The following is a 25,749-nucleotide window of genomic DNA, read 5'->3' as shown; positions in this document are numbered from 1 at the left end:
TCTACTTGTAGTAATGCGTTTGTTTAATTAAAGCATCGATTTCTTGCATGCCGGACATCTTCTCAATATCACGGATCTCCAAGCTATCCAACCGAGAGATTTCTAAGAGTAGCTTATCTAATTTGAGCAAAATTTCTTCATTCATATGTAAGGCACCTTGCACAAACGATAAGTATGTCTGATAAAAGCTTCGTTTCTCCTGCAGAAGTTTGGAAGATAATTGACTCGTAGACTTGTTCATGACACTCTGGAACTCGTTCTCATCGAACACATGAAGACGGTTTATCATACTCCGGATATTGAGAAAAAATAACTTCTCCACCTCGTGTATCGCCGATGCAAATTTTTGAAAGCTTAGTCCCGCAGGCTCAAATCGCTGGTTCAATACCATTAGTAAAGTCTCTTGCTTCTTACGCATACGCTCTATTTGATGTAAAGCGAGTGCAATTTCCTGCTCAAGTGATTTCATGCCCTTGTAACCCTGCAAAGCGCGTTCAAGATCTACTGGCCCCTTCATCTGTTCTAAAGGAGGCCGCTTCACTACCGTTGGCTTCATTAATATACGATAGGTGCTAAAGAGCAACCCGAGCGTGCTAGCTAGCAGAATAGCTGCAGCTGATGCCGTCTGGAGGGGATCACCACCTAGCAGCTGTAGGCCAATGAATCCTGGTGAAAGCAAGAAAATATCGAACACAACGACCCCAACCGTAATCATAATTAATTTCATTATTTTACTTGCAGCTTCCATCAAGGGAATAACTCCTCTCTGTGCGATCTCGACTCCCCGAATTCACAAGAAAGCGTCTGTTCGTTTGCTATCGTACAAAGACTGCTGATATTGGATTATATGCAGGACTTATAGGACATATCTGCTTTCTGTTATTCAAAGTGTAAGGAAAGATGTCTCTTGGCCAGCTTATTCTCGTTAGGAATGACAAAGGGGCTGTCCCTCGAAGTAGATATGACTACTTGAGGACAGCCCCATAGGTTTATGTAATTAATCTTAATCTTTTATATGATTAAAAGCGAAAACTTGCATTGTGTTCGTATCCCAAACTCTACATGATACTTCATCTAGGCCCTCGTATCCCAACGTATCTTTCACGGGCTACTAGAGTCGACCGAGAAGTATGAAAAAAGCAGTACTCACGTTGTGGATCTTGCTTGTGCAATTCACTATATCGACGCATTGCTGCCATTGAGTCATCGAACTTGTCAATAACCACAACCTCTTCACAATAAACAACAGGAACAACAATCCAAGTTAAGTGTGGCCACCAGCTACGCTATGTTTAGTAAATGAAATGTCCCCTTCTGTACCCAATAGATATTGTCGGATACTGGATGTGGCGCTACCAAATAGCTTCTGCGAACAACATCCGTAAACTTTGCTTTCTTTGCCAGCCTAATGGCAACAGCCTCGGAATCGATTGCCTCTGTTGAACGCATGACAAGTGTCTGCTTACGGTTCGTAAAGGCGATGAGAAAACTCTCCGGCATGTGTTCCTTTATCCAACCTGAATTTAGAAATTGACACTCGAAGGGAAAGAGATTATCTACAAACACATCAACTGTACAGGTTTTCCTAGCTGGGCTTAACAGCTCTAACCTCGGCTTTGTCCAACCCTCAGCTCTTAAATTGCGGTATCCGATTCGCTTGACCTTCTCTTCTGTTAACATTGGATTTGCCTCTAACATACTCCTAGTCACAATTTTGTTATGCTCTGTCTTAATCTCAAGGAAAAGAACACACATGCCTGGTATAATCTCGTCCACGACCATATGTAATCCTTTCCCCGCTTCTTCTACAAATTGAGCACCACGAAGTACAGGATAAATATACGAAGCATCCAGCTTCAGGACTTCATCTTGATTTTGGCAATACTCCACAGCACTTAGAATGCCATTCAAATAAGTAATTGCTGCATTGATGTCTCCTGAATTGTGATAAGTTTGGAATACACGATGAAGACTGACTACCAACTCCTCCTTTTCTTCCTTCATTATACTTAACAAAAGAGGATCATTTTCTGGTTCCTTTCGCTGGATTAGCATGCCTAAACTCTCTTCTAAATGCCTCATTATCATGCATGCGAACTCTTCAGGTGTTTTATACAACAATGCTTGTCTCATCTTTCTACTTCCTCCTTGTTTGGTCGATGGAATGCAAAAACCCCTGACCAGCAGGCGTATACACTACGCTTGCCAGTCAGGGGTGTGCTTCACCACCGATTTATTATTACAATAATACTATGAATGTAAAAATATGGATAGTATTTTATCGAGCCCAAAACTATCTAATCAACACCTGCAGCTAAGCATGTGCCCACTGATTTCCAGAAACTGCATGCTCATCGGTCTCATTCAATTGCATGTTCATGCCTAGGGCTATGGCCACTTTAATCAAAGTGTCAACTCTCGGAATTTGCGAACTGTTTTCTAATCGTGCAATCTGCGCTTGAGAAAGACCAGCCATTTTGGCAACTTCGGTTTGAGTTAACCCAAGTATTTTCCGGCGCTTTACAATGTCAGAAACCATCCTTGCGATTTGTCGTGTAGTTTCCGTTTCAATTGTATTTTCACCAATCTCATCCATAAAATCTTCGAATTTCACCAAAATTCCTCCAACTATACCATCATGTTTTTTGAATAATTCAATGATTACGCCTATTCCAGTCATCCCTTAACTGTATAGCTTTTCTTATTTGTTTTGGCGGGGTTTTCTGAGTTTCTTTGCGGAAATGATTTAACAAAATAAACCTCCCCTCCCTTGCATGGAAAAACATGACCCTATATGTATCTGGACGCAGTTCCCAAATGTCATTAACAATGTGCTTAACAATTTGTCCTGGGACATATGTTCCCTCCCATTTTATCCGTTCAATGCAATAGTGTATCTGATTAAGTACGATTCTAGCTTCCTTTATTCCGTGATCTTTCCGACGTTTGAGTTCACGGAGCCAATCTTTCAACTCTGAATCTCCATTTTCATCTTCATAAATTTCTACTTCGTACATTTGTTAGTTTGGCTCCTTTATTGCAATTGGCTTATACGCAATAAATTATGCCGAATATGATATTAAATATATCATATTCGGCATAGAATTGAAATGATCTAGCAAATTATTAAAACTTCCTCCTTGTTTCGTCGATGGAATGCAAAAACCCCTGACCAGCAGGCGTATAAACTACGCTTGCCAGTCAGGGGTGTGCTTCACCACCGATTTAATACTTTTACTATACTACAAATGTAAATATGTGGGTAGTTATTTCACACCCGGAAGCGCCCAATCAACCCTTGCAACTCAGCAGCCATGCTGCTTAGCACCGTCGCGGAGGAGACGATCTCCTCCATGCTTGCATACTGCCCTTCGATGTTGGCGGAGACGTTCTTCGTCCCCGCTGCAGTCTGTCCCGCTACTTCGTCGATGGCGCGAATTACATTGGCGGCGACGAGCGTCTTCTCGGAGATTGCCTCCGAGCAGCCCGCCACTTCTTCGATCTGCCGAGCGACCTCGTCCATCGCCGAGCGAATGCGGCGGAACGTCGCTCCCGCTTCGCCGACGAGCTCAAGCCCCGCCTCCACTTCGCGGCTTCCCGCTTCGGTGGAGCTCATGACATCTCTCGTTTCCTCTTGGATACTCGTCACGAGCAGAGCCACTTCTTCCGCCGCTGTGCCGGTCTGCATAGACAGCTTGCGGACTTCTTCCGCAACCACGGCAAACCCTTTGCCAGCGGCTCCTGCGCGTGCCGCCTCAATCGAAGCATTGAGCGCCAGCATGTTGGTCTGGCGCGCAATGCCTGCGATCATCGCGTTCGCGCCCACGATTTTCTCGGATCGGCTGCTCAAACGTTCTACCGCCACAGCGAGCTCCCTCATCTTTTCAAAAATAGCTCTCATTTGCACCATCGCCGTTTCAATTGCTGCAGTACCTTCCCCAGCCTCCTGCTGGGCCAACAAAGACTGCTTATTCGCGGTTTGCGTCACACTAGCAATCTGCATGACAGCTGCTGACATTTCCTCCATGATAGCCACACTTTGTTGCACACTGCCTACCTGCGCGCTCGTTCCTTGCGAGATGCTCTGAATCGTTCCTATGATTCGCTCCGATAACTCACTAACCTGATTGGCATTTGCGCTTAGCTCTTCCGAAGCCGCAGCAACCTGCTCGCTGCTACTGCCCACCTGGCGAATCAAGCCCTGCAGATTGTCCTTCATTTGATTAAACGCAGTCGCCAAATCCCGCAGCTCGTCGCGGCTTTTCACCACAATGTCACCGACCGTTAAATCGCAATTTGCGATTCGCTCTGCCGCTCTTACCATGCCGCGTACGGGCACCACAATCGAACGCGAAACCCAAAGCCCTACCACCAGCGCAAATACTAACGCCGCTCCACTCACCCAAATCAACGTCTTTATCGTCGCCGAGACGGTCTCATGATTTCGCAAAGAAGCTTCTGCCTGTATACCTGCCTCTAGCTCTTCTATTTTAGCTGCTGCTTGTGTCAAGGTTTCCGTCGTTGGGATCGCCCACTGCATAGCTTCCGCTTTAGCTAAGGCTGTGTCACCTTTTTCTCCGTAAGCGACGACCTTCTGAACCAGCCTAGCGAAAGTTTGATTCGCCTCCAGCATCGCTCCAATGGCAGATTGCTCCTCCTCATTCCCCTCCGCATCTTTCATTTTCGTGATAATTGAGGAAAGCGTTCCATTCATGTCCGTTAAGAGCTTTTGCCTGTCTTTCGTCGGATCCAGCACATAACCAAACAATAAGCTGGTTTGCATCTGTGTTTTTACTTTGATTTCTGCAACATCTTGTAGCAGCCTCACATTCTTGTCGAGCAGCTCTGTATACGAATTATCTATTTTATTAATATACATATAAGACAGTCCGCTCGTAATCCCAACGAGTAATGAAACAAGAACAAAAGCACCTACAAGTTTCGTTTGCAGAGACATAAAAGAGTCCCGTTTTTTCCTGTCAGATGTGTTATCAGATGTGAATTGATTGGTGTTCATAGTTAATCTTCGCCCCTCTCGGTAAACGCTTACATTAGATCCGGTAAAAAAGGCCGCCGATCATGTCGACAGCCTGCCTAACTTACTTCGAATTCATATATTTCCGCATATCAAACGCTACCGCGGCAACGATGATCACACCTTTGATAATCAACTGCCAGTATGGGCTAATCCCGATGAACGTCAAACCGTAGTTGATTACGCTGAAAATCAATACCCCGGCAAGAACACCAGGAACCGTTCCGATACCACCTGAAGTCGATACACCACCGACGACGCAAGCTGCGATCGCATCAAGCTCGTACATGTTTCCGTAGTTATTCGTTGCTCCACCTGTTCTGGCTGCTTCCAATACCCCTGCCAGTCCGTAAAGTGCACCTGCAATTGCATAAATGTAGATCAAGTAACGATTAACGTTAATACCCGAAACGACAGCGGCGTGAATGTTACCACCAATCGCGTACATATATTTACCAAGCTTTGTTTTATTAAATACGATCCATACAATAACCGAGACAACAATTGCGAAAATAACGATATAAGGAATCGAGTAAGTTGAGCTTGATCCTATAGCTCCCGTTCCTAGACTACTGAAATCAGGGCGAAGACCACCGATGGGTTGTGATTGATTGGGCTTCATATCGAAGTACAACGAATTGGCACCGTACACGGCTACCATCGTTCCTAGTGTCGCAATGAATGGCGGGACTCGGAACTTAGCAACGACAATTCCATTAATTAACCCAATTAATAAACCCGCAACAATTGCAATTACAATCGGAATAAACATAGGCAATTGCGGTAAGTCTGGGAAAAATCTTCTACCGTACTCTTCTGTTTGAAGCATCGATGCGGAGATAACCGCCGATAAACCAACAATCCGACCTGCTGATAAATCGGTTCCGCCCGTGATCAGGATGAACGCAGCCCCCAACGCGATAATAACACGTGTGGATGATTGTAATAAGATATCACGTAAGATACTTACGGATAAAAATCTCGGATCATAAATCGCGATCCCAATCACTAGAACAACTAGTACGATGTAGATAGCATATTTGGTAATGAACCCGCTAAGGTCTCTGGATTTCAATGTTTCTGTTTTTGTAGTCATGGTTCTAGGCCCCCTCCATTATGCCATATGCTGTGCAGCAAGGCGCATAATCTCTTCTTCTGTTGCTTTATTTCCTTCTACAATGCCCGTAAGACGTCCCTCACACATAACCATAATTCGGTCTGACATCCCAAGAAGCTCGGGCATTTCAGAAGAGATCATGATAATACTTTTCCCCTGCTTCGCAAGGTCAGCAATGATGGAGTAAATCTCAAATTTCGCTCCTACGTCAATTCCCCGTGTCGGTTCATCAAGTAAAAGGATCTCAGGATCTGTCAGCAGCCATCTGGCTAGCAATACCTTTTGTTGGTTACCACCAGATAAGTTTTTAATCAGTTGATACATGTGAGGCGTTTTTACACGAAGCTTCTCGATACTTTCTTTTACTTCTTTTCTTTGCTTTGCTTCTTGGATAAAACCGAACTTCATGTACCGATCCAAATTCGCAATAACGGTATTCTCAAGAATCGATAGCACTGGGAAAATACCTGTTACACGGCGTTCTTCCGTTAGCAAAGCAATCTTCTGCTTAATCGCATCCATCGGCGATTTTAGCTTTACAGGTTTCCCGTGAATAGAGATGCTTCCTGAAGCAATACCTCTCATCCCAAATAGGGATTCTATTAATTCGGTCCGTTGTGCCCCAACAAGGCCGCCAACACCGAGAATCTCACCCTTTTTTAACTCAAAAGATACATTCTTGAATGATTTAGGAACGACCGAAGTCAAGTCCTCAACCTTCATCAATACGCCTTCTGGCACATTATTGCGCTCAGGGAAACGTTCTTTCAAATCACGTCCAACCATCTTGGAGATGATCATGTCTGTCGTAAGCTCGGAAGATGCCCATGTGCCAATTTTGGTACCATCGCGCATAATCGTTACTTCGTCGGAAATCTCCAAAATCTCTTCCATTTTATGTGAAATATAGATGATCGAAACACCGCGGCTTTTCAGATCGCGAATGATACGAAACAACTGCTCAACTTCGTTACCCGTAAGGGAGGAAGTCGGCTCATCCATAACAATGACTTTCGAATTGAAAGAAACAGCCTTAGCAATTTCAATGGATTGCACTTTAGATACCGATAGGGTACCAACAAGTGTATCCGGCTTAATGTCCATTTGGAGTTGTTTGAACAAACTCTCTGTGTCTGTACGCATTTTTTTGTGGTCCACTAGTTTCAAAGGTCCGATACCTTTTAGCGGAAATCTGCCTAACCAAATGTTCTCCATCACATTGCGATGTGGAACGGGGTGAAGCTCTTGGTGAATCATGGAAATGCCATTCGCTAATGCATCGTTGGAGTTCGTGATCGAAGCTACTTCTCCATGAAGCTTAATTTCTCCGCCATCGGGCTTATAAATGCCGAACAAGCATTTCATGAGCGTCGATTTCCCCGCACCGTTCTCTCCCATCAGCGCATGTACGCTTCCTGGACGAACTTTGAGGGTGACATTATCCAGCGCTTTAACGCCGGGGAACTCTTTGGAGATTTGATTCATTTCCAATAAATAGTCATGTACAGTCATGGTAACTCCCCCTACAGCTCACGATAATCCCCACAAAGTGAAGCCTTTATTCGAAGCTTATTTCTCTTTATATCTTTGCACGGGTTTCCAAAAAAGGAAGGCAAAAGCGCGACTGTTCATCACATATCGCCTCTCTTGCCCGTTCTCACAATTACTTCGCTTCGTTCATGTTCGCTTTTGTGATTTTTTTGTAGGAAATCCAAACGTATTTACCGTCCGTGATATCATAGCCAGTTGTTTCTTTGCTTGGTACTAAACCATTAGCAAGAGCTGTTGCTACGCTTGTAGTTGCAGCACCTTGGTTTTTCGCATCGTTGAGAACTGTTCCTAGTAGCGTTCCATCGCTAAGTGCTTGTAGAGCTGGAGCTGTTGCATCTACACCCACAACTGGAAGGAATTTATTGTCTTTGAAATAGCCTTTTGCTTTCAAAGCTTCGATAGCGCCTAGAGCCATATCATCGTTGTTCGCAAGAACAGCTTCGATTTTGCTTTCGCTGGAAGCTAGGAATGCTGCCATTTTCTCTTGACCTTTAACGCGGTCCCACATCGCTGTATCTTCTGCTACTTTTTCTACACCCAAACCAGCATCTGTAATCGCTTGGATGGAGAACTTCGTACGAAGCTCAGCATCTTGGTGTCCTGGCTCGCCTTTAAGCATCACGTATTGAATTTTTCCGTCTTTGTTTTTGTCAGCTTCTGGGTGAGCTTTGAAGTAGTCAACCAATAGTTGGCCTTCCATCGTTCCGGATTGCTCAGCTTTAGCACCTACGTAGTAAACTTTATCCCATTTCTTCATGTCCGTATCAAGTGGTTCACGGTTCAAGAAGACAACTGGAATGTTCGCTGTTTTGGCTTTATCGATGATAACACCTGCAGCCGTACGATCAACTGCGTTGATTGCAAGCGCATTTACTTTTTTCGTGATGAAAAGGTCAACTTTATCGTTTTGTGTAGGTTGGGAGTTTTGGCTGTCTACGATATCAACAGTTGCTTTATCTTTTGCTGCATCAGAGATCGCTGCACGAACACCAGACATGAATGTATCGTCAAATTTATAGATGGCAACACCGATTGTTGGTTTTTTACCAGCCGCTGGAGCTGTAGTTGCTGCCGCACCTGTGGAAGCTGCTGGAGCTGTTGATGTTGCTGGAGTTTCTGTTTTATTTCCACAACCTGCTACGGTTGCAACTAGCGCGCCTGCTACGGCAAGTGTAAGTAATTTTTTCAAGATAAGACCCTCCCTCAAAGGTATGTTGTTTGTTTACATTCCTTAATATAATGGTTTAAAGAACATAAACAAATGCAATATCCTCATGTCTTCTATCGAAATTCTCATCACTTTTCTATCACTTTTCTATCACTTAATGAATGGGAATAGTAATTTTTGATTGTCTGACCAGAACATATTGCTTATATCAATCGCCTTAATCCCTGTATCTACGCGTTTGGGAACACTCTTACCTCGGACAGCTTCTACAGCACTTTTCACGCCTAAATACCCGATGCTAAACGGATTTTGTATAATCGTCGCCTGAATAACGCCCTCCTGTAAAAGCTCGAGTTCTTCGGAGGTGCTATCAAAAGTAATGATTTTCACCTTCTCCTGCAAATTCCTACTCTGAACCGCGCTGGCAACCCCGCCTGACGAAATTTCACTCATGGCGACAATCCCGTCTAACTGCGGATGTTTATCAATCACCGTGTGGGTCAGTTGAGCGGCAAGCTCACGATCAGTCAAACTGTAGACCTTATCGATCACCTGTACATCCGGGTACTTCGCTAGCTCGTCCAATAAGCCTTTCTCTCGCAGCTCGGTATTTCGTTCCCCTTGCTGAAAGCTGACGATCGCGATTTGCCCACTCCTGCCGATCAGTTTGATCAGCTGTTTCCCCGCTAATTGACCCGCTTCATAATTATTTGCACCAATGAAACTTTGTACATTTTTGCTCTCAACCTCAGAATCGATCGTAATAACAGGAATATGCGCTTTATTCGCTTCATCAACAACAGCAGACAGCTCTTTATAATCATTCGCCGCCAACACAATCGCATCTGGACCACTGGAAATGGATTGCTCCATCAGGGCAATTTGTCCTTTCACATCGGCTTCATCACCAGGTGCACGGAAATCCAAGGCAACATCAAATTCTTTCGCCGCGACCTCTGCACCCAGCTTTACAGTCTTCCAGTAGTCGCCCTCCTGACTTCGGAGAACGACCTCCAAGTGTTTCTTTTGCTCCGTCGGGAGGGTTTCGACACTTTCGGTGCAGGAGGACACCGAGAGCATAGCGATGAGGACTGCAATCATAAACGGTTTCATTTTCACCCTTCACTTCCCCCTTCGTCATCTAATAAAGCAGGAATGGTAATCAGAACGACCGTTCCCTCTTCAAGCTCACTGCTCACGTGGACGCCATAGTCCATGCCAAAATAAAGCTGAATACGTTCATGCACATTGCGCAATCCGACGCCGGAACCCTTCTCGCTTTTTACTTGCCCAGACAGAATACTCTTTAGGGTTTCCTCTGACATACCAACCCCGTTATCTCGAATCTCGAAAAGAATCTTCCCTTTTTCCATCGTCACACGAATTTCAATGAACCCTTCGTCCACCATGTACTCGATCCCGTGATAAAGCGCATTTTCCACAAAAGGCTGCAAAATCAGCTTCAGTGTTTTGTAAGGAAGCAGCTCTTCCGAGACACGAATTTCATATTCAAATTTGTCTTTATAGCGCATTTTTTGAATGATCAAATAGTTGCGAATATGCTCGATTTCTTCCCCAATCGTAATAATATTTTTACCTTTGCTCAGCGATATCCGGAAAAATTTCGAGAGCGACGTAATCGTTGTCACAACCTCTTCCTTCTTCCCATTACCAACCATACGAACAACCGAATTGAGTGTATTGTATAAAAAATGGGGATTAATCTGCGACTGGAGTACCTCCAGCTCGTTCTTACGTTTGATTTCCTGTTCCTCGATACTCTGATTCATCAACTCGCGGACTCTAGAAACCATCAGATTAAATCGCCTTGACAGCTGTTCAACCTCATCGGCTCCGCGCACATGAATATAGGTGTCGAAATGTCCTTTCTCCACCATCTCCATCGACTTCTTCAATCGCTTGATAGGCTGCGAAATCCTTGCCGACATGAAGGCAGAAATCAGTAGAATAAACAGCAATACGATCACTAACAGCCAGATCATGAAGGTTGAGATTTCCTTGCGTGTTGTCACCATTTCATCCATGTAGGATACCCCAATAATCTTCCATCCGATGTTATTGACCGTCCGCACGACGTTTAGCCGCGACTCTCCCTCTCGTTCGTCCATGTATTGGCCATAGGAGAATTTGAGTGCCTGCTCCACATTTTCATACTTTAAACCAATATAAATAAGCTGTTGCTGCGGATGGTACACGATGCTTCCCGCAGAATCGTCAATGATATAGACGTAACCTTTCTTCCCAAGCGATACCGTACGGAACACATCATCCAGTGTCTTGAAATTGATATCAACCAAAATAACCGCATTCACCAGTTTCCCATTCTGTTCAATCGTGACCCCCTTACTCATGGAAACCACCCACTTGTAGGGATCTTTGAATAGGTTCTGGATATGCGGTAAAGAGAAAGTAAGATGGTTGGGATTATCGAGGGCAGACCGAAACCACGGTTGCTCGAGCAGCCGTGTATTTTTGCGCATTTCTGTCATCGGCACACCCGTGACTAATCCGCCATCCGCTGTAAATAAATGAATAGACACAATATCCTCACGCGTACTGGCTATAGTGTCCAGCTGTTCGAGCAGCTTGTCCGACGGGATGCCGCGGCTCCTTGCAATTTTGGCATCCACGACCTCAAATGTATCCGACATCCCCTTGATGTACTGCTCCAAGTTGAATTGCACTTGCTCAATCACCTGTGCCGTACTCAGAAAGGCTCCTTCTTCGGCCGTTTTGGCAAATTTATTATAAAGGACCAATGAAACAACAAGCATAACCGTTACAGTAATAAGGATGAATGACATTGTAATTGTAAATTGAATACTTTTTACCCGCATCGTGTCGTTCAAAACGTTATATAAAGCTTTCAGCAGCGTACTCACTCTGCGTTTCAACCAACTCTCCCCTTTCTAGTTTCTACAGCCCTTTGGTGCTGTTATTGCGATACTCCTTCGGGGAAACGCCAACATTTTTGCGGAATGAGAAGCTGAAATAATTAGCATCGGCATAGCCCACCTTCTCAGCGATTTCCAACGCTTTCATGTCCGTAGAGCGCAAGAGCTCTTTTGCTGCTTCCATCCGTATGTGGTTCAAGTAGTTCACGAAGGTCATTTTCGTTTCTTTTTTGAAAATCGAACTGAAATAGCCCGCGCTAATATGCAGATGTCCGCACACCTTATTAATCGTAATATCCCCTTCATGATAATGGCTTTTCGTATAATCCTTCGCCATCTCCACCAAGTTTTTATAGGTATACTGACGATCCGTTGCAATATGAGTCATCATGCTGGCGCACAGCTCGGTCAACCAATGCTTCGCTTCTTCCAAAGAAGTGAACTTATTAATCTCCGTAAAAGGAATGAAGCTTTCGCCAAACACCTCGTCCACATTCAGGTTGGAGTCTTTGGCTGCTTTGAGAATGCAAGTAAGAATTTCAAGCAGATAAATTTGATAATCCTTTACTGACACACCGGCCTCTATGCCTTGAAACAGCTCATCAATCGTCTCCCGAATCTCTTGCGTCGTGCCTACCTTAATGCAACGGGTCAACGCATGTTCCTTCACATCATCGAATCGAATCTTATCAACGCTGCGCTTCTCCACATCATCAATGTAAATCATACGGTTACTGCCCAGAATCAGTCTGTAGTCAAGGGAAAGCACAGCATCTTCATACGAATAGCTGATTTTCGTTACATCCTTCATCACACTTCCGACTCCGACGGTCAGGGTGAATTTCAAATATTTTTCCACACTCTGTCGAATTTCTTCCAACACTCGCATTGTTTCTTGCAGCGCCGCTTCCTGATCGTGATTCTCTCTTGCTGCTAACAAGACAACTTGATCATCATGCATGAAAACGAGGCCAAGCCCGCGCTTGCTCGCAATCTCTTCCGAAATATTTAAGAGTGCGAAATACTTCAGTGCCTGATCTTCGGAGTATTTCAACGACAACGACTTCGACAGTTCTTCCCGGTTCTCCGAATCCTCTTCAGAAATAAAGACCCCATCGATGCTCAACACAGCCACCACATAGCTATTGCCGCTTAGGGCTATCCCGTAATTCGCTGCTTTCTCGATCACTTCGTCTCGCGGAAGTTTACGATTCATTAATGTCGCTAAGAAATTCTCCTTCAGCACGGGCATACTCTTACGGTAATGCTCCTTCAGCAGCTGCACATCCTTCCGATGCGCAACCTCTTCCTGGATGTGTCCTTTTACCTTCAAAAGAGCATTCACCAACTCCTGTGCAGAAAAGGGTTTCAGGACATATTCATCAATATGCAGCTTAATCGCCCGCTGCGCGTACTCAAATTCATCATGCCCTGTCAGGATGATGAGCTTAATCGTCGGAAAGCGCTCTCTAATTGCTTCTGCTAGCTGTAAGCCATTCATAAAAGGCATTTGAATGTCCGTCACAACCACATCAGGTTGCAAACGCTCGACCATCTCCAGCGCTTCTTTCCCGTTCTCCGCCTTGTCGACAACTTCAAAGCCAATGGCTTCCCAATTTATTTCACGGACGACGCCTTCGCGTACATCCTCTTCGTCATCCACTAACAGCAGCTTGTACATGCTGACCTCCTAGGACTTCCCATATTAGAAGTATCCACTTTCACGTTTCTAATGATCACCATCATTGTACTCACTGGCTACCCAATATACAAATAGAAATCGAGATGTGCGTGAGAAATACAAATAACCCACCGTTTCTTCAAGGAATAAATAAGGGGTACGCCTCGCGCCTCTTTTCTCTTCTAACAGTCGCAAATGAATAGTTGGTAAAAATCACCTGTTGAGTGGTAAAATTAGGTCACGTATATGTCAATTCTTACACTTCAGCTATCAACCACAGCAATCATTCGTATCATTCATCATTTAGGAGGTTAATCATTTGAATATCGCACCTATCTCACGCATCGCTTCCCTCATCAAAGAAAACGTTGGTCACGTTATTATAGGCAAAGATGACACCATCGAGCTCATGGTCATCGCGCTGATTGCATCGGGCCATGTGCTGCTCGAAGATGTCCCCGGCACTGGTAAAACCCAGCTAGCCAAAGCACTTGCCCGCTCCCTGGACGGCTCCATGAAGCGTATCCAGTTCACGCCTGACTTGCTGCCTTCCGATGTAAGCGGCATCAATTTCTTCAACCAGAAGCTTGGCGAATTCGAATTCCGCCCAGGCCCTCTCTTCGCACACATCGTGCTCGCCGATGAGATTAACCGCGCGACGCCGCGTACACAGTCCAGCTTGCTGGAGAGCATGGAGGAGCGCCAGGTCAGCATCGACGGGGAAACGCGCAAGCTCGAAGCGCCGTTCCTCGTCATTGCCACGCAGAACCCTGTCGAGAATCAGGGGACGTTTCCCTTGCCGGAAGCGCAGCTCGACCGCTTCCTGATGAAGCTGTCCCTCGGCTATCCGACGGCAGCCGAGCAGGTCGTGATCTTGCAGCGCTACCAGCAGCAAGATCCGCTAGATCAGCTGCTGCCGGTCGTGAGCCGCGCGGAGCTGCTCGAAGCGCAGCTCCTGTTCACGCAGGTGCGCGTCAGCGACGAGCTGCTGCACTACATCGTGCAGCTCGCGGAAGCGACGCGCACGCATGCCGATGCCGCGCTCGGCGTCAGCCCGCGCGGCGTGCGCGCCTTGATGAAGGCGGCGCAGGTCTACGCGGCGCTGCGCGGCCGCGATTATGTGCTGCCGGACGACGTCAAGGCGCTGCTCGCGCCCGTCTGGGCGCACCGCATTATGCTGCGCACGCGCTCGCGCCAGCAGGATCAGCAAGTGCTTGCGCTGCTGACTCGCATTATTGCCGCTACCCCCGTTCCTACGGAAGTGAAGCTGGGGTAACGATGAGTATAAGCTGGATTGTGATTATCGCTGCCGCTCTCTTCTTCCTCCAGTTTCAGTTTTTTGCCCGCTGGGGGTTTCGCGGACTTCGTATCGAACGAACCTTCAACCAAACCCATTGCCATGTCGGCGATGAAATTCAAATGATCGAGACCATCGTGAATCGTAAGCTCGCACCCATTCCCTGGCTGCGCTTGGAATCCACCATTCATGCGGGGCTTCATTTCACCCGGATGAATAATCTGGAAGTGAGCAGCGGCTCCCTTTTTCAGAATCACCGCAGCTTGTTCAGCCTTATGCCGTACACACGCATCGTCCGGCGCCATGGCGTACACGCAGCAAAACGTGGTTGGTACAAGCTGGAAACCGTTGCGGCGACGATCGGTGATTTCGTCGGTGTGCAAGCAGCTTCGACCACCCATTCCATGCGTGTCGAGCTGCTGGTATACCCACGTTTGGTTAATCGTGATGATATACCACTCCTCTCCAGTCGGTGGCAGGGTGACGTGACGGTTCAACGCTGGATCATGCCGGATCCGTTTCTCGTGTCCGGTGTAAGGGAATACCGCTATGGGGATACGATGAACAGTATCCACTGGAAAGCCACCGCTCGAAGTGGGCGGCTTCAAGTGTACAATCGGGAGTTCACGGCAGATCCCCGATTACTTATCGTTGTTAACAGCCAAGTCACACCAACGATGTGGGATGCCGTTACCGATCCTGAGCTAGTGGAGAAAGGCCTTTCTTATGCAGCAACATTAGCTGAACATGCCATCAGCCGAGGGGTTCCTGTTGGCTTTGGTTACAACGGTTGGCTGCTGAATGAGCCTGGTGTTCCCGTCTATTGTGAGCCCGATGGCGGCTGGTCGCAGCTGGAGCATCTTTATCAAACCATGGCCAAGCTGGCTATTTCATGTGCCCGCTCTTGTGAAGATTTTCTCGATTATGGCATTGAGGTTGTTGGCGAGGCTTTGGATATCATTCTAGTGACGGCCTACGTGTCTGAGGGGATCGCACGAAGCATCGAGCGACTGGAAGCCTTAGGACATTCCGTATTCATTGTTCCTTTAGATCACAACCTACTTGAACTCGACGAGAAGGAGGCGACTCCATCCGATGCTCAAGCCCTTGCTTGATCAAACGCACTCTCGCCCTAATCATCTATACGCCATCTTATGTACATACGGCATTGCTCTCCTATTCGGCTTTGTCGAGCTTATTATCTTTGCCCCTCTAGTTATATTGGCTCAAGTTTATGCCTTAGATAGCGCGTTTGTTATTACTTGTGTCCAAGTACTGCTATGCTATGTAATCGGCGCCTATTTCGGTCAGTTAACATGGCTGTCTCGAAAAGGGTACGAACTCCTCGTCTGTGTAGCTGTAGGTTTTGGACTATCCTATATCTTTCAATTATCTCTTGTGCATATTGCGCTAGGTGCGGCCATAGGAGCCCTTCTCGTCTATCGAGGCATACGGTACACCAAAGATGGATGGAGTTCGCAGTATACACCTGGCATTTTCGTCATCTCAGGTGTGATGTACTTCATTGGCGTTCCCATCATGACACGAGTGGAAATGATTCAGCCTTATCAGTTGGCCTTAAATGGACTCGGATTCGGCACGCTGATTCTCTACTTCTTTATAACGAATCGCGCGCAGCTCCTTACTGCCACCTTAGCAGGCAATGATCGCGATGCCGCCTCGTCACTGTCGCAAACTGTGAAACGCTCGAGTCGCATTTGGCTCATCGGCTTTATTGCGGTGATCGCCGCCGTCGGTTATTTTCAGCAAATCAAACAAGGATTAACGAACCTCCTACTTGGTATGGTTGCTTGGCTCATAGGGCTTATATCCTCAGACACACCACCTGATGTGCCCGTGGCGAGCCCTTCTGCGCCCCCTCCAATGGCGTTTCCACCAGAAACACCGGATGAGCCAGGATGGTTCGACATTCTCATGCAGGTTATTGCGCAAGTGATCGGCTATGTACTCGTCATTGCACTTGTGTTGTTATGCCTCTATCTGCTCCTAAAGAAGCTTGCCCCAGCCCTTCTTTCTTTCCTGAGGCGCTTTTGGAAGCAGTCGCTGCGGAGTGAACAAGGAGATACATCCGATGGATATACGGACGAGAAAGAAGCCCTTCTCGACTGGAAAGAGCTTCCTCAACTATGGTGGCGCAAAGCTAGCTCTTCGTTGTGGCCAAATTCACAACGCGATCCGTCTTGGTCGCAACTGCCGAATAACCAGGAGCGTGTCCGCTATCTGTATCGTGTGCTGATTGGGCAGGCGAGCAAGAGCGGTTATACCTTCAAACGCGCGTTAACCCCTAACGAAACAGGCTTGGAGCTCACGCATCAAACACCGCTTGCAGAGGCTTCTGTCCAGGCACTCACCAGTGTTTATAATCGGGTGCGTTACGGACGACAAGCGATTTCAGACGAAGAGCTGGCTCAAGTGCTCCAAACACTGGATCCGAACATACGGAATCAGCTGAAATGATGATGTGAATGTGAGTAGCATACCACCACGTTACATGCCATGTACCACTCCGACCGACAAAAGGTATCCTTCGTGTCTCCCACGCGGATACCTTTTGTGTTTTATATGTCACTACCTAGCTTAAGAAATACTCGGGATACAACAACTCCCCCTTGATCGGGTGGCCAGTAGCCGCTTGTTTTAATAGATATACCATAAACACCTCATCCGGTACTTGGAACTGCGTTAGCTCGAAGCCATATGCTCTTGCAGGCTTAAAACCGAACTTAGGATAATACGAAGGATGTCCGATTAAGAAAACATATCCATACCCCAGCTCTACACAACGCTGTAATCCAGCTTGGATAAGGCTAGCTCCGATGCCCTGTTTTTGATGACTTGGTCGTACTGCAATAGGCGCTAACACAATGACTTCCTGTCTGTTGTCGCCATCAACAACCTTCGCTTTGCTCAAGAGCACGTGACCAACAATCAGTCCCTGCTCATCTGCAACAAGCGACAGATCCGGTATAAATCCCTCGGACGCACGAATTCTTTCAATCAATTTGGATTCATCTTCTCTATTCCCGAATGCTTCATAGTTCAACTGAAATACTTGCTCATGATCGGATTTATGCTCCTTTCTAATGTGCACCATACCCGCATTCGCCTCCCATTCTTTAGACAAGCCTACCCTAAATCATACACGTTTATCTCCAAAATGGTACAAAGAAACAGGCTTATCCCTTCTTCCAAATGAGCATTTTGAAAATAACCGTCACATATTTTCAAAACTTCGCATATACATAATTGTTTGAATACATTCGATTGAGGTGGTTTTGAGATGTTAGCATTAAAAACCGGTTCTGAAAAAGAAGAAGTGCTTCACACGCTTAATGAAATGGGCTTGGATCAAATCGCCAGATGGATCCTCGTATTACCTGAAGACAGGTGGGAAAGCATGTTTCTCTCGACATGGCCAACACTTGCCAAAAAATGCGGCTTTCACAGATAGCTGCTTTTACATACAGAGAGGTGGTTTAAATAAAGAGACTCCTAAACGCTCTACACCTTCAAGGTGCAGGGCGTTATTTGTTTCCCCCTTGTTTTAAAGCTTTCAAACGCTTTCAATAAAGGATTGTGACTAGGTTAAAGAGAATGTAGTAAAGACAGTTCAAATCTCATGTAGTGTTTATCTATCCTGTTAGATTTACCTTACTACCGCTCATCTTGAAGGAGGATCTCCCGTTTGAAGTCCGTCACTGTGAATGATTTAGTTAAACGTTTTTCGCTCGAAGTTCTCGCTGGCCATTCGGAACTCCACCGTCCTATTACGAAAACAAAGGCACATCGTCCCGGTCTGGAATTCGTTGGCTATTTTGAATATTTTCCACAAGCACATGTACAGCTCCTTGGTCGCAAAGAAATTACCTACCTGCATAAGCTCAGCGAAAATGAACGCAATTTGCACATCGGTAATATTGTCAAATATCACCCGCCTTGTTTTGTCGTAACACGAAACCAAGAAGGCTTGAAATACTTAACCAAATACTGTGAAGAAGAACGCATCCCTCTTCTGCGTACCAGCTCACCAACGAGTAAATTTCAAGACTTGGTGGATTTATTTTTGAGCAAATCACTTGCTCAGGAAATTGCCGTCCACGGGGTTTGTGTCAATGTTTCGGGCATCGGCATCCTGCTTCGCGGGAAATCCGGTGTTGGCAAAAGCGAAACAGCCCACACACTGATCCGCAGAGGGCATCGTCTCGTTGCCGATGATATCGTGGTGCTCAAGAAGATTAGCCCGGAAACACTGCTCGGTACGCATAATGGCAAAACCAAGGAGTTCCTCGCGCTGCGCAGTGTCGGACTCATCAATGTCTCACGGCTGTATGGCCGCAAGGCTTTTCAAGACGAAACACGCATCGTACTCGATATCGAGCTTACGAAGTGGCAGGAACATGCGCTGAACAATGATCTTGAGCTAGAACCCACGTTCACCGATTATATGGACATTCAAATTCCGCATATTGAGATCCAGTTACAACCTGGACGTGATGTTGCTGGACTTATTGAAGCTGCTGCCAACAGTTGGTATTTGCGCCAGCAGGGCTACAGTGCAGTTGAAGAATTCATGCAGCGATTGCAATCCGACACCGACTAATCGGTTCTTCCTTCAGCTTGTGAATTAGATATGTACCGTCCCAAAACCTCCCTTCAGCCCGAAAGCTGTTAGCGGAGGTGTTTTTATGTTCTCAAAAATGCGAATAACAATGATAGCTATTATCATAGCTGCATTAACGATCTGCGGTTGGACCGCTTACGCTGCAACGTCATCCAGCTCGGCGACATCAACAACCATCTTGGGTAAGCTGACAACCCTAACGGAGGATACGATTACTTTACATACGGATACTGGCGATCAGACCGTTCCTTTAGCAACGTCCGTCTGGGTTTACCTGAATGACGAGAAAGCACAGTTACGCGATTTACACACGGGGGATGAAATCGAAGTCATTCTCAATAACAAAAAACAGGCCGCCTATGTGAAAGGAACCTCAGCGACTGCAATTTCTTCTGCAGCAACAGCGTCTGCATCGCCCGTTCCTAGCGAGTCGCCTGTACCTGTAGCTGTTCCTAGTTCTTCGGCAGCTCCTAGCTCATCCGCGGAGCCAACTTCCTCCCCTACGAAAGTAGGGAATAAGCCAGAAGCTTCGCCACCAACCAATCGGTCGAACCTGAAGGATGTGGACATACGTGTAGATGGACAGCATTTCAATTTTCATTTGAAACAAACTAAAGGTTCTCAATATGATCTAAGCATCCAATCTCCACATGCCGGCAGAATTCATCTTACAGGATCGCAAGCTCAAGCTTGGATCTCCAAACTTCTGGGTTCTGTGGACTTATCCGCACCAGGTGCGCGGGAAATAGTGAGCCAGCAGCTCGCCAAACAATACAATTTAGAAGCCGGTAAATTGAATGTTCATTTGAACGTACATGCCGATGACAAAGAAGATCACAAAGAAGATGACAAAAAAGATGATAAGAATGATGATAAGAAACCTCAAAAAGACAAAAACAATGACAAAAAGCCCGGTAACAACAATAAAAATGACTAACTAGAACAGAGAAAAGCCCTCGTCCTCCTTAACCGGATTTCGAGGGCTTTCTTATTTATCTCCGTTTCTCTTTCCCATGTCCATGTCCTTGCTCCTCTTGCTTGTGCGGCCCCTTATCAGGCTTCCCTGGGGGCTCTGCGGAGTGAGGCTCTGTAGTCGAGCCTTCCTTCTGAGGCTTCTCCGTCACGCTCATCGGAATGTCAAAAGGAATAACTGGTGTTTGAGCTAGCGCACGACTGAGCATCTCACGAAATAATACAGCAGGCACTGCACCGCCTGAGGTTGTTAAATAATGCTGCGCATCTGTTCGGTCATAACCAACCCATACTGCTGCCGTCAACTCCGGCGTGTAGCCAACGAACCACGCATCTTTGGCACTTCCGCTGCCGATTCCCTCAAACTCCTTCGTACCGGGCAGCTGCGTTGTCCCTGATTTCCCTGCTACGGGGCGATTCATGGCTGCATTCTTCCCTGTCCCTTGTGCAACTGCCGTCTGCAGCATCGCCGTCATGGTCGTGGCCGTATCAGCGCGCATCACCGATATTCCTTTTGCTTTCGATTGAACTAGAAGGTGTCCATCACTTGTCTCTATACGGGTAATCAGATGGGCAGGAGTCAGAACTCCCTTCGCGGCAAAAGCACTAAAAGCCTGCGCCATTTGTAACGGTGATACCCCCTCGGATAGGCCGCCAAGCGCAATACCTAATTGCCGATCTTGTGCGGGTAAAGTTATCCCCAGAGACTTCGCGAATTTTAAACCATTATCAATCCCGATCTCATGCAGAAGCCACACCGCAGGAATATTCCAGGATGATGTGATAGCCTCTTGCATCGAGACTTGCCCCCTGGATTGGTGATCCCAATCTTGCGGCTGATAGCCTTCAATATTCAGGGGTCCATCAAACAACATGGACGAAGGTTTATACCCGCTTTCTAAAGCCGGGCCATATACCGCCACAGGCTTAAAAGCGGAGCCTGGCTGTCTTTTTAATTGGGTTGCACGGCTGAACCCTCGAAAGACCCCCTCACCCCGTCCACCGGCTAAGGCTCTAACACCTCCGGTTTGCTGATCCACTATGGCAGCGCCGGTCTGAATAAGCTGATCTGGCTTACTCGCAGGGAACAGACTGTCGTTGTTAACGACATCGGTTACCGCTTTCTGCACAGCAGGATCTAACTCTGTCTTAATCCGCAATCCGCCTGTTAGCAATTGTTCTTCCGTAAATCCATACAGGGTCACAGCCTCCTCGATAACGGCATCAACATAAGCCCGATATCGCCCTTTGCCCTCATTCGTGTTGACCGTCTTCACGGCACCCAGTGCTGCAGCTGCTGCTTTCTCGTATTCCTCTTGAGAGATTTTACCTTCCTTCTGCATCAGCTTAAGGACCGTATTCCTTCTCTCCAACGCCTGTTCTTCGTTCTGAAAAGGGGAGTAATGGCTTGGTGCCTTAGGCAATGCCGCTAACACCGCTGCCTCTGGCAAGGTGAGGTCAGTCACATTTTTATTAAAATAAGTCTTCGCCGCTCCCTGCACACCCCAACTGCCTTCGCCGAAATATATCTTATTCAGATACATTTCCAGAATGTCATCTTTACTGTAGCTACTCTCGATTTGGATCGCGTAAGCCGCTTCCCGCAATTTCCGACCTACCGTTTTATCCGCAGTAAGAAAAAGATTACGTGCCAACTGCTGCGTAATGGTACTGGCCCCCTCCGAATAGCTCCCTTTGAGCACATCCCGAGCAACAGCACGGACAATCGACTTCATGTCGACTCCCTTATGCTCATAGAACCGTCGATCCTCCACCGCGACAATCGCATCAATAAGTACCTGTGGGATCTCTTTAAATGGCACAGCATCAATCTTTGACGCGGATAGCTGTGAAGCGATTTGACCATTTTTATCGAGCACGATGGAAGCCTCGGGAAGCGGCTGATTCAGCAGCGACACATCAAGTCTTTTTATATATAAAAAGCTCATTAACACCATGCCCACACTCACGAGTAGGACTATACCAACACCCCATTGCCAAATGCGTCGAGGTACTGCCTTTAATTTAAACATTGTCATGCCTCCTAACATACCCCATAGCTATTCGTATGACACTTCCAATAAGTGTCCTATGCGTGTAGGCAGACACAAAAAAGCCTTCAACCCAGAATCCCTGGGCTGAAGACTTCTCACATTAAGCGATTGACGTTGGCGCTCCAAAAACACTCGCATACCCGCTAATCCCGCTCAGAACGCGTTCCATTTCCTCTTTGCTCATCGTACCATAGCGCTCCACCGCATCTACGATTTTGGGAAATAAATGCACATCCCCCGCACTCGCAAAGCCACATACGCTTGGGAACGACAGCACGAAATGCACACAAGCATCGATAATCTCCTGCTGATCAAATGGCTCGTACCACGTCGCATAAGGACGCTCCGCTCCTTCAACCCAAGGCGCCTTCGCAATCGCTTTAATTACTCGAATCGCCGTCTGCTGGTTGTTCGCTTCCTCCATAAGGGCATCAACGGCCTCACGATATTCCGGTATGCCATACATGTAGTAGTTCAGTGGGAACAGTATGGTGGCAAAAGGGAACCTCCTTAGCGCTTCCAAATGAACAGCAGGCGCCTCATGTCCATGTCCTGTAATCCCAATCTCCTTCACAATGCCTTCGCTTTGCGCCTCCAAAGCTGCTTCCAGCGCGCCGCCCTTGGCTGTGCATTTGTCCAGTTCCTCCATTGATCCCACGGCATGCAGCTGCAGCAGATCTACCGATGACACCTTCATTCTCTCCAAGGAGCGATATATCTCTTCTTTCGCTTCTTTCTTCGTTCTTTGCCCTGTTTTGGTAGCTAAAAAAATGTCATCACGCACCCGGCTAATCGTCGGGCCCATCCGTATTTCTGCGTCTCCATAGCTCGCCGCTGTATCGAAATGATCGACACCATGGTCCAGTGCGTAAGCGATTGAGGCGTCAGCCTCTTGCTGAGTGACCTGACCTAGACTAGCTGCGCCAAACATCACTACAGAGGTTTCTTTATTCAATCGGCCTAATGTTCGCTTCAACATCATTAGATTAGCTCCTTCTATCATCGAGTATGTATTCTCTTTATTTACAAATCTCTGCTCTTTGAAACCTCAGTCTGGCGATATCTCTTTCATCTGCTTTCGAAGATTAACCTGCAGTAAGCCAGCTGCTGCTAGCAACGCGCACCCCGTCAGTAAAAATACAAAATGAATGCCCACTAAGCCACCCAGGAATCCGCCAATTAAAGGGCCGATCATCATACCCAATTGATTTGAAGATTGATTTAAACTCATGGCTCGACCTCGGAAGTCTGCGTCAGAATATTTCACAATAAGGGCACTGAGTGCCGGATATACAGCAGCAAAAAACAATCCATAACTAAAACGAAGCACACCGAACGCAACGAGATTATATACCGTTAACTGCAACAGATTCCCGATACCGCCACCGATTAAGCCAATGAGCAGCGTTTTGTCGTAGCCAATGCGTTGCCCGATAATGCCCCATCTGGACCCCATGATGACTGTCGCCACTCCTGCAGCGGAAAAAATAATCCCCGAGCTTAATGAGGCTCCCTTGGCACTTCCACCGATTTGAACCACATAAATCGTTAATAACGGTTCTAAAATCATCACCGAGGTAGCTACCAGTACCGTTAATCCAAAAATAGATAACAAACGCTTATTTGCGGTCGCTTGCTTAATATCCTGAAGCACACTTGGCCGCGCTCCCGCTTTCTTGTGATGCACTTCCTTCACGCCAACTACGGCTATTACAGCCGAGATCAGGACGACGAAGCCGGACGCTAGGAAGCATTCTCTCGTACCTACCCAATGGCTGAGCATCCCGCCAAACAAGGGTCCTAGGATACTCCCCGCTGCTGTCGCTGTGGACATGACACTTAATGCATACCCTACGTGCTTCTCTGGGGTATTCGTGCTAACTAATGCCATCGATGCGGGAATATAGCCCGCCATAAGTCCCTGTAGAACACGGACAACAATAAACATATAGGGATCATTCACAAAATAATTAAGAAAGTAGACTGCGCTTAAGCTTAACCCTGAACGAAGCAGCATCGGTTTCCTGCCGTATTTGTCTGCTAGAGAGCCCCAATACGGTGCGATTAACGCACTCGCCAGAAAGCTCACAGAGAACGTGATCCCCGACCATGCCTCCAACCCGCTATGTATACCCAAGTCCTCTTGCAAAAAGATAGGTATAAATGGGATCGAGAGTGTGTACGCCATCGCGCAAAAGAATGCTCCAATCCATAAAATAAATAGATTTTTCCTCCATCGTAATTCCATGTCGTAGCCCTCCTCCTTGTCTACTATACACCAACCTACCCTCGAATCCCAGTTATTAGCAGTTGCGTATGCACAAAAAAAGCATAGACCTCATCAGCATGATGCTGACAGTCTATGCTTTCTTTCTTGATCGGGACGACACGATTTGAACATGCGACCCCCTGCTCCCAAAGCAGGTGCTCTACCAAGCTGAGCTACGTCCCGATACAATAGTGATAAAAAATGGCGCGCCCTGAGAGATTCGAACTCCCGACCTTTTGATTCGTAGTCAAATACTCTATCCAGCTGAGCTAAGGGCGCTTAATAAAAATGGAGCGGAAGACGGGGATCGAACCCGCGACCCTCGCCTTGGCAAGGCGATGCTCTACCGCTGAGCCACTTCCGCATAGGGATCCCCAAGCCGTAAGCTACGACTTGGGGATGTTTGATGCGCGTAGAGGGACTTGAACCCCCACGGTCACCCGCTAGATCCTAAGTCTAGTGCGTCTGCCAATTCCGCCATACGCGCATGCTGTAAATAAGGCAAATGGTGAGTCATGTAGGATTCGAACCTACGACACCCTGATTAAAAGTCAGGTGCTCTACCAACTGAGCTAATGACTCAAATAATTGGTTGCGGGGGCAGGATTTGAACCTGCGGCCTTCGGGTTATGAGCCCGACGAGCTACCGGGCTGCTCCACCCCGCGTCATCATTAAAGCTCCCACAAGGGGAAACTGCTTGGCAACGTTCTACTCTCCCAGAACCCTGCGGTTCAAGTACCATCGACGCTGGAAGGCTTAACGGTCGTGTTCGATATGGGAACGCGTGGATCCCTTCCGCCATCATCACCAAACAGTCAAAGCGTTTTTTGCGCCTTGAAAACTAGATACGAAACTTGCGTAAAGTTAGATATTCTTAGGATTTTCTGGGCCCCAATCAAGTATTCGGAATTCGCTACAAAGCTTATCTTCACTTTTGTTGGGATTAGGTTAAGCCCTCGACCGATTAGTATTCGTCAGCTGCATACGTTGCCGCACTTCCACCTCGAACCTATCAACCTCGTCGTCTACAAGGGGTCTTACATACTG

At 46.9% G+C, this 25,749-nt stretch carries 21 protein-coding genes, 6 tRNA genes and 2 rRNA genes; 6 read left to right on the top strand and 23 right to left on the bottom strand.

Annotated elements, in window-relative coordinates:
- Position 1: 1 nt before the first annotated feature.
- The 11 genes from AC58QT_RS32550 to AC58QT_RS32500 all read right to left on the bottom strand — a co-directional run bounded on the left by AC58QT_RS32550 (position 2) and on the right by AC58QT_RS32500 (position 13,467).
- Entirely contained in the window at positions 2-748 is a 747-nt protein-coding gene (locus AC58QT_RS32550) for a hypothetical protein (protein WP_497412607.1), read from the bottom strand.
- Between the two features lie 533 nt (positions 749-1,281).
- Entirely contained in the window at positions 1,282-2,133 is an 852-nt protein-coding gene (locus tag AC58QT_RS32545) for a DUF1444 family protein (protein WP_497412606.1), read from the bottom strand.
- Positions 2,134-2,314: 181 nt separating this feature from the next.
- Positions 2,315-2,614: a helix-turn-helix domain-containing protein gene (locus AC58QT_RS32540; protein ID WP_497412605.1), complete on the bottom strand. Its 300-nt coding sequence runs from the start codon at positions 2,612-2,614 to the stop codon at positions 2,315-2,317.
- Positions 2,615-2,654: 40 nt separating this feature from the next.
- Positions 2,655-3,017, bottom strand: a complete 363-nt coding sequence (locus tag AC58QT_RS32535; protein ID WP_497412604.1) for a type II toxin-antitoxin system RelE/ParE family toxin — start codon at positions 3,015-3,017, stop codon at positions 2,655-2,657.
- Positions 3,018-3,271: 254 nt separating this feature from the next.
- Entirely contained in the window at positions 3,272-5,017 is a 1,746-nt protein-coding gene (locus AC58QT_RS32530; protein ID WP_497412603.1) for a methyl-accepting chemotaxis protein, read from the bottom strand.
- A gap of 82 nt (positions 5,018-5,099) precedes the next feature.
- On the bottom strand, positions 5,100-6,131 hold the full coding sequence (mglC, locus tag AC58QT_RS32525; RefSeq protein WP_497289135.1) for a galactose/methyl galactoside ABC transporter permease MglC: 1,032 nt from the start codon (positions 6,129-6,131) through the stop codon (positions 5,100-5,102).
- Between the two features lie 18 nt (positions 6,132-6,149).
- Positions 6,150-7,664: a sugar ABC transporter ATP-binding protein gene (locus AC58QT_RS32520; protein ID WP_497412602.1), complete on the bottom strand. Its 1,515-nt coding sequence runs from the start codon at positions 7,662-7,664 to the stop codon at positions 6,150-6,152.
- 151 nt (positions 7,665-7,815) lie between these two features.
- Positions 7,816-8,892, bottom strand: coding sequence for a galactose ABC transporter substrate-binding protein (locus AC58QT_RS32515; protein ID WP_497412601.1), 1,077 nt, complete (start codon positions 8,890-8,892; stop codon positions 7,816-7,818).
- A 129-nt stretch (positions 8,893-9,021) separates the two neighbouring features.
- Positions 9,022-9,984, bottom strand: a complete 963-nt coding sequence (locus tag AC58QT_RS32510) for a substrate-binding domain-containing protein (protein ID WP_497412641.1) — start codon at positions 9,982-9,984, stop codon at positions 9,022-9,024.
- Between the two features lie 2 nt (positions 9,985-9,986).
- Positions 9,987-11,729 (bottom strand): sensor histidine kinase family protein, encoded by a 1,743-nt coding sequence (locus AC58QT_RS32505; protein WP_497412640.1) that lies wholly within the window; start codon positions 11,727-11,729, stop codon positions 9,987-9,989.
- Positions 11,730-11,808: 79 nt separating this feature from the next.
- The gene (locus tag AC58QT_RS32500) at positions 11,809-13,467 is read right to left on the bottom strand and encodes a response regulator (RefSeq protein ID WP_497412600.1); all 1,659 of its coding nucleotides are present in this window, start codon (positions 13,465-13,467) and stop codon (positions 11,809-11,811) included.
- 319 nt (positions 13,468-13,786) lie between these two features.
- On the opposite strand from AC58QT_RS32500, the gene AC58QT_RS32495 reads away from it, so the two are divergent.
- Genes AC58QT_RS32495 through AC58QT_RS32485 form a run of 3 tightly spaced genes read left to right on the top strand, consistent with a single transcriptional unit; the run spans position 13,787 to position 17,242 of the window.
- On the top strand, positions 13,787-14,743 hold the full coding sequence (locus AC58QT_RS32495) for an AAA family ATPase (RefSeq protein WP_497289130.1): 957 nt from the start codon (positions 13,787-13,789) through the stop codon (positions 14,741-14,743).
- Positions 14,744-14,745: 2 nt separating this feature from the next.
- Positions 14,746-15,879, top strand: a complete 1,134-nt coding sequence (locus tag AC58QT_RS32490; RefSeq protein WP_497412599.1) for a DUF58 domain-containing protein — start codon at positions 14,746-14,748, stop codon at positions 15,877-15,879.
- Positions 15,860-17,242 carry a DUF4129 domain-containing protein gene (locus AC58QT_RS32485; RefSeq protein ID WP_497412598.1) on the top strand — a complete coding sequence of 461 codons (1,383 nt, stop codon included), beginning with the start codon at positions 15,860-15,862 and terminating at the stop codon, positions 17,240-17,242. Before AC58QT_RS32490 ends, AC58QT_RS32485 begins: the two co-directional genes overlap by 20 nt.
- A 115-nt stretch (positions 17,243-17,357) precedes the next feature.
- Here the strand turns inward: AC58QT_RS32485 and AC58QT_RS32480 are convergent, their stop codons facing one another.
- The gene (locus AC58QT_RS32480; RefSeq protein ID WP_497412597.1) at positions 17,358-17,879 is read right to left on the bottom strand and encodes a GNAT family N-acetyltransferase; all 522 of its coding nucleotides are present in this window, start codon (positions 17,877-17,879) and stop codon (positions 17,358-17,360) included.
- Between the two features lie 186 nt (positions 17,880-18,065).
- Between AC58QT_RS32480 and AC58QT_RS32475 the strand changes: the two genes are divergently transcribed.
- From AC58QT_RS32475 to AC58QT_RS32465, 3 genes are all read left to right on the top strand, one after another.
- Positions 18,066-18,236 carry a hypothetical protein gene (locus tag AC58QT_RS32475; RefSeq protein ID WP_157264501.1) on the top strand — a complete coding sequence of 57 codons (171 nt, stop codon included), beginning with the start codon at positions 18,066-18,068 and terminating at the stop codon, positions 18,234-18,236.
- Positions 18,237-18,470: 234 nt separating this feature from the next.
- A complete protein-coding gene (hprK, locus tag AC58QT_RS32470; protein WP_310502564.1) occupies positions 18,471-19,385 on the top strand; it encodes an HPr(Ser) kinase/phosphatase in 915 nt (304 codons plus the stop codon).
- Positions 19,386-19,470: 85 nt separating this feature from the next.
- Complete coding sequence (locus tag AC58QT_RS32465; RefSeq protein ID WP_497412596.1) at positions 19,471-20,343, top strand: hypothetical protein; 873 nt, start codon at positions 19,471-19,473, stop codon at positions 20,341-20,343.
- Between the two features lie 55 nt (positions 20,344-20,398).
- On the opposite strand, the gene AC58QT_RS32460 is transcribed toward AC58QT_RS32465, so the two are convergent.
- The 11 genes from AC58QT_RS32460 to AC58QT_RS32410 all read right to left on the bottom strand — a co-directional run.
- The gene (locus tag AC58QT_RS32460; protein WP_497412595.1) at positions 20,399-22,411 is read right to left on the bottom strand and encodes a transglycosylase domain-containing protein; all 2,013 of its coding nucleotides are present in this window, start codon (positions 22,409-22,411) and stop codon (positions 20,399-20,401) included.
- Between the two features lie 121 nt (positions 22,412-22,532).
- Complete coding sequence (locus AC58QT_RS32455) at positions 22,533-23,414, bottom strand: aldo/keto reductase (protein WP_497412594.1); 882 nt, start codon at positions 23,412-23,414, stop codon at positions 22,533-22,535.
- A 66-nt stretch (positions 23,415-23,480) separates the two neighbouring features.
- Positions 23,481-24,680, bottom strand: coding sequence for an MFS transporter (locus AC58QT_RS32450; protein ID WP_497412593.1), 1,200 nt, complete (start codon positions 24,678-24,680; stop codon positions 23,481-23,483).
- A gap of 130 nt (positions 24,681-24,810) precedes the next feature.
- A tRNA-Pro gene (locus AC58QT_RS32445) sits at positions 24,811-24,884 on the bottom strand.
- A 19-nt stretch (positions 24,885-24,903) separates the two neighbouring features.
- Positions 24,904-24,980, bottom strand: a tRNA-Arg gene (locus AC58QT_RS32440).
- Positions 24,981-24,990: 10 nt separating this feature from the next.
- Positions 24,991-25,065, bottom strand: a tRNA-Gly gene (locus AC58QT_RS32435).
- 43 nt (positions 25,066-25,108) lie between these two features.
- Positions 25,109-25,188 (bottom strand) — tRNA-Leu (locus AC58QT_RS32430).
- Between the two features lie 19 nt (positions 25,189-25,207).
- A tRNA-Lys gene (locus tag AC58QT_RS32425) sits at positions 25,208-25,283 on the bottom strand.
- Between the two features lie 7 nt (positions 25,284-25,290).
- A tRNA-Met gene (locus AC58QT_RS32420) sits at positions 25,291-25,367 on the bottom strand.
- A 30-nt stretch (positions 25,368-25,397) separates the two neighbouring features.
- Positions 25,398-25,514, bottom strand: a 5S ribosomal RNA gene (gene rrf / locus AC58QT_RS32415).
- Positions 25,515-25,646: 132 nt separating this feature from the next.
- A 23S ribosomal RNA gene (locus AC58QT_RS32410) occupies positions 25,647-25,749 on the bottom strand; the annotation flags it as partial.

It is taken from the genome of Paenibacillus sp. J31R109, assembly GCF_059692055.1.
Note: the sequence above shows the minus strand (reverse complement) of the source record. Positions and strands in the feature narration are given on the sequence as shown.

What these genes read in the sequence shown, in the direction of transcription:
- AC58QT_RS32550 (WP_497412607.1), bottom strand. Translation starts at nt 748, where the DNA reads ATGGAAGCTGCAAGTAAAATAATGAAATTAATTATGATTACGGTTGGG.
- AC58QT_RS32545 (WP_497412606.1), bottom strand. Translation starts at nt 2,133, where the DNA reads ATGAGACAAGCATTGTTGTATAAAACACCTGAAGAGTTCGCATGCATG.
- AC58QT_RS32535 (WP_497412604.1), bottom strand. Translation starts at nt 3,017, where the DNA reads ATGTACGAAGTAGAAATTTATGAAGATGAAAATGGAGATTCAGAGTTG.
- AC58QT_RS32530 (WP_497412603.1), bottom strand. Translation starts at nt 5,017, where the DNA reads ATGAACACCAATCAATTCACATCTGATAACACATCTGACAGGAAAAAA.
- mglC (WP_497289135.1), bottom strand. Translation starts at nt 6,131, where the DNA reads ATGACTACAAAAACAGAAACATTGAAATCCAGAGACCTTAGCGGGTTC.
- AC58QT_RS32520 (WP_497412602.1), bottom strand. Translation starts at nt 7,664, where the DNA reads ATGACTGTACATGACTATTTATTGGAAATGAATCAAATCTCCAAAGAG.
- AC58QT_RS32510 (WP_497412641.1), bottom strand. Translation starts at nt 9,984, where the DNA reads ATGAAACCGTTTATGATTGCAGTCCTCATCGCTATGCTCTCGGTGTCC.
- AC58QT_RS32505 (WP_497412640.1), bottom strand. Translation starts at nt 11,729, where the DNA reads ATGCGGGTAAAAAGTATTCAATTTACAATTACAATGTCATTCATCCTT.
- AC58QT_RS32500 (WP_497412600.1), bottom strand. Translation starts at nt 13,467, where the DNA reads ATGTACAAGCTGCTGTTAGTGGATGACGAAGAGGATGTACGCGAAGGC.
- AC58QT_RS32490 (WP_497412599.1), top strand. Translation starts at nt 14,746, where the DNA reads ATGAGTATAAGCTGGATTGTGATTATCGCTGCCGCTCTCTTCTTCCTC.
- AC58QT_RS32485 (WP_497412598.1), top strand. Translation starts at nt 15,860, where the DNA reads ATGCTCAAGCCCTTGCTTGATCAAACGCACTCTCGCCCTAATCATCTA.
- AC58QT_RS32480 (WP_497412597.1), bottom strand. Translation starts at nt 17,879, where the DNA reads ATGGTGCACATTAGAAAGGAGCATAAATCCGATCATGAGCAAGTATTT.
- AC58QT_RS32475 (WP_157264501.1), top strand. Translation starts at nt 18,066, where the DNA reads ATGTTAGCATTAAAAACCGGTTCTGAAAAAGAAGAAGTGCTTCACACG.
- AC58QT_RS32465 (WP_497412596.1), top strand. Translation starts at nt 19,471, where the DNA reads ATGTTCTCAAAAATGCGAATAACAATGATAGCTATTATCATAGCTGCA.
- AC58QT_RS32460 (WP_497412595.1), bottom strand. Translation starts at nt 22,411, where the DNA reads ATGTTTAAATTAAAGGCAGTACCTCGACGCATTTGGCAATGGGGTGTT.
- AC58QT_RS32455 (WP_497412594.1), bottom strand. Translation starts at nt 23,414, where the DNA reads ATGATGTTGAAGCGAACATTAGGCCGATTGAATAAAGAAACCTCTGTA.
- AC58QT_RS32450 (WP_497412593.1), bottom strand. Translation starts at nt 24,680, where the DNA reads ATGGAATTACGATGGAGGAAAAATCTATTTATTTTATGGATTGGAGCA.